The organism is Pseudomonas peli, from assembly GCF_050563605.1.
GTDB classification, from domain to species: Bacteria; Pseudomonadota; Gammaproteobacteria; order Pseudomonadales; family Pseudomonadaceae; genus Aquipseudomonas; species Aquipseudomonas peli_A.
Window position 1 is genome coordinate 1 of sequence record NZ_JBNXUH010000333.1, and the last position, 357, is coordinate 357.

Annotated in this window: 1 pseudogene; it reads left to right on the forward strand. The window is 59.1% G+C overall.

The features are described from left to right. Nucleotides 1-182: 182 nt before the first annotated feature. Nucleotides 183-357, forward strand: a pseudogene (locus tag ACQ4LH_RS21920) (3-deoxy-7-phosphoheptulonate synthase); the annotation flags it as partial.

The window sequence follows — 357 nt, forward strand, 5'->3', positions numbered from 1 at the left end:
GTCGTATCCATATCGATATGACCGAGCAGAACATTACCGACAGCATGGGCCGCGCTCGGACAGCCACCGCAGACCGCCTCCGGGTGCTCTCTTATCCCCATTCCACGCCGCCGACGACGCCCCTCGGCTGTCTCTTATACACATCTGACCGTCTCGTGGGCTCGAGATGTGTATAAGAGACAGGTGGTATCCATATCGAAATGACCGGGCAGAACGTTACCGAGTGCATTGGCGGCGCGCGGCCAATCACCGAAGACGGCCTGTCGGATCGCTACCCCCCCCCCTGCGACCCTCGGATGCATTCTGCCCAGTCGCTGGAAGTGTCCTTTATGTCTGTTGAAACCCTGAAGCCTGTCT